1 protein-coding gene and 3 pseudogenes are annotated in these 3,116 nt (G+C 41.2%); 2 read left to right on the forward strand and 2 right to left on the reverse strand.

From position 1 onward, the window contains the following. Positions 1–127 (reverse strand): annotated as a pseudogene (locus J1781_RS00690) (transposase); the annotation flags it as partial. Positions 128–193: 66 nt separating this feature from the next. On the opposite strand from J1781_RS00690, the pseudogene J1781_RS00695 reads away from it, so the two are divergent. Next, a pseudogene (locus J1781_RS00695) lies at positions 194–1,209 on the forward strand (IS110 family RNA-guided transposase). Between the two features lie 237 nt (positions 1,210–1,446). Here the strand turns inward: J1781_RS00695 and J1781_RS00700 are convergent. Next, positions 1,447–1,563, reverse strand: a pseudogene (locus J1781_RS00700) (transposase); the annotation flags it as partial. A 248-nt stretch (positions 1,564–1,811) separates the two neighbouring features. On the opposite strand from J1781_RS00700, the gene J1781_RS00705 reads away from it, so the two are divergent. Continuing rightward, positions 1,812–2,828: an FRG domain-containing protein gene (locus tag J1781_RS00705; RefSeq protein WP_217233053.1), complete on the forward strand. Its 1,017-nt coding sequence runs from the start codon at positions 1,812–1,814 to the stop codon at positions 2,826–2,828. Positions 2,829–3,116 lie beyond the last annotated feature (288 nt).

The raw sequence follows: 3,116 nt of genomic DNA on the forward strand, positions 1-3,116 counted from the left end.
CTTTCAGCGCCCGGCATTCCAAACTCAGATCGGCAAACATTTGCTTCAGACGACGATTCTCGTCCTCAAGGTCTTTGATTTTTTTGATATCAGCGGCTTCCATCCCGCCATATTTTGCTTTCCAGTTAATGGGATGGACTACCTCTTCCCTCTGCGGTTAACTGTACGAAATATGTTCAGCAGGAGAATCGCCATGAATATCGTATTTCTGGGTATTGATCTGGCTAAAAATGTTTTTCAGCTCTGCGGATTAAATCAGGCCGGCAAACCGGTTTATAAGAAACGCACTGGCCGAAAAGAATTACTCCAGACAGTAGCTAAAATTCCGGCCTGTCTGATCGGTATAGAAGCATCCACAGGCGCATTTTACTGGCAGCGTGAGTTTGAGAAATTGGGTCATAACGTAAAAGTCATCAGCCCCCAATATGTAAACCCTTTTGTCCGTGGGCAAAAAAATGACGGTAACGATGCGCAGGCGATAGCTGTGGCTCTGATGCAACCTACGATGCAGTTTGTTCCACCGAAAAACCTTGAACAGCAGGATATTCAGGCTCTACACCGTGACACCGTGCAAGACAGCGTATTGTTAATCATCGTACTGCTACAGTCTGTCAAATCCGAGGGCTGCTGCTTGATCGGGGAATAACAATCGGCGCGGCAGTCTCAAGAGTTCGTCGTGCCGTTCCGCTTATCCTTGAAGATGCTGAAAATGGTCTTAGAGTTAGAATGCGCAGAACGATTGCAGAACTCTATGATCTCTTTAACGATCTGGGTCGTCGTATAAACTTTTTTGATAAAGAAATTGATGCTGTGTTCAGGCAATCAGAAGCCTGCCAGCGCATTGCCAAAGTTAAAGGCATTGGTCCTAAAACAGCCACGGCTGTTGTTGCCGCGATTGGCAAAGGAACTGAATTTAAAAATGGTCGTCACTTTGCCGCATGGCTTGGTCTGGTTCCACGACAGCACTCGAGTGGCGACAAGCAGGTACTGATGAATATGACGAAAAAAGGCGACAAGCATTTGCGGACACTTTTTATTCATGGTGCCCGCGCTGTCGTCAGAGTTGCCACGAATAACAATGATGGCAGCCTGCATCAGTGGGTTAACCAGTTAAAGGAACGGCGCGGGTTTAATAAAATGACCGTGGCGGTCGCTAACAAGAACGCGAGAATAATCTGGTCGATGCTGAGAAAAGATACCGAGTATTAGGCAGTTGGAAGTTAGTACCCAGCCAGACGAGTTGCAGTGTACTGAAAAATGGTGACAGGTTGCACCTGCACAATCGGAACCTGACTATTATATTGGCCTCAGAGGCCGTCCAGTTGTTGAGGCGATTGTGTGCGGATTACCCATTTGGGCACAGGTTAGTTTTCCTGATACCGGATAGATGTAAGCAACAACCCAAAACCCGATTCAGTACTTGCAAAACGGAGGTAGTCCATAGATGTAATAGCTGGCTTCAGAAATAGCAGCCTCGCGGCACACATCTTTGACGGTCCTGCCAGCCTCGACTGATTTCAGGACGGCGATGATCTGGTGCTCAGTGAATCGGATCTTACGCATAGCGATCTCCTCAGGGGACATAATCAGTATGTCGGAAGATCTCTAAAAATGAATGGGTCGTTTTGGTGGGATACTTACATTCAACTATAGGTATTTCCCACACCATAATATTACAAAGTAACGTCGTAGGCGTTACGCCCCAGTGCATAGCTGTGTGCGGGGCGGGCCAACAGCAGACTAAAGTAAATTAAAAACCTGACGATAGTAACATCGGTGGACCAGCACCTAAAAAATAAGGAAATATTAAGATGAATAGTGCAATAAGTAGTGTTAGTGATTTTCTGAAAATAATTGAGGCGATAACACCAAAACACTCAGAGGTGTTCTATAGAGGGCAAGGAGATAGTAGCTACGGTATAAGTTCTTCATATCATCGTTTAGCTAAATCAAACGGTATAATTAACGATTCAAGATTCGGTTCCCAACTTCTAGCTGATGATTTATTCAAGAACTTCAAAAAAAACTACGTACTATTCCCTGACCTAAACTTGGTCAAAAATTATGAAATGAATGATATAGACATTCAAGTTGCAGCTCAGCATTTTAAATTATCCACACGGCTTATAGATTTGACAAAAAGCCCACTAATTGCTTTATATTTCGCCACGGAAAAAAGCATGGGCAGAAAAGTAACTCTTGATGAGTTAACTGATTCATCAGTCTTTATGTTTTACCATTCCCAATATGGTAAAACTATTGAAGTTACGTCAAGTGAAAATTTTCAAAAAAGCATAGATGTTGAAAAGAAAAAATTACTCGAAATTTGTGAGTATCTATATAAAACAATTAATGCGGAACATATTGATTTAGCTAAGGCAAGAACTTCTATTGTTGAAATAATGAATAAAAACAACAAGACATATAGAGCATTGGGTACGACTCCTCAACTTAGAGAGAAAGGTAGTTCTAATGACTTACTAATGGATTTAATGAGACATAACCAAATTAATTTTAAATCAGAGATGAATTATTTTATAAACGATAACGATATGATATCAAATATTTCACTTACTACAGGAGCTGTTAAATTATATAATCCAATAACATTCATTATCGATTCCTTACCTATTAATGCTAGATTGAAAAATCAGCAAGGTGTTCTTCTGTTTGATGGGGATTATAATAAAGAACTATATCCAATAAGCAATTTTGATAGAAGCGACACTGTGACAAGCACAGGGGGGAATCACATAAATTCAATAAACGTGGATCCAGGAATAATAAAAATAGACATCCCTAAAGAATATGCAAAAAAAAATACATGAGCAATTAAACTTATATGGCATAACAAAAGAACTTATTTACCCTGGTATAGAATCATATACTGAAACAATGCAGGATAAAACTCTGAAGAACTATGTTTAAAATAAAGCTGGTGACCTGCTCCCCGTTGATTAATACACCACGATGTTAGTAATGTCTTCATATGACCCGCTCCCCGTATGTGATCCATTCATAATCAGGAATAACCGGCTTCATGTTGGTTGTGTATTCTGGCAACCGGCAGACTTCTCAGCAAATTCTGACGGGGTCATCCAGCCCAGCGCAGAATG

This window comes from Rahnella perminowiae (assembly GCF_019049695.1).
GTDB classification, from domain to species: domain Bacteria; phylum Pseudomonadota; class Gammaproteobacteria; order Enterobacterales; family Enterobacteriaceae; genus Rahnella; species Rahnella perminowiae.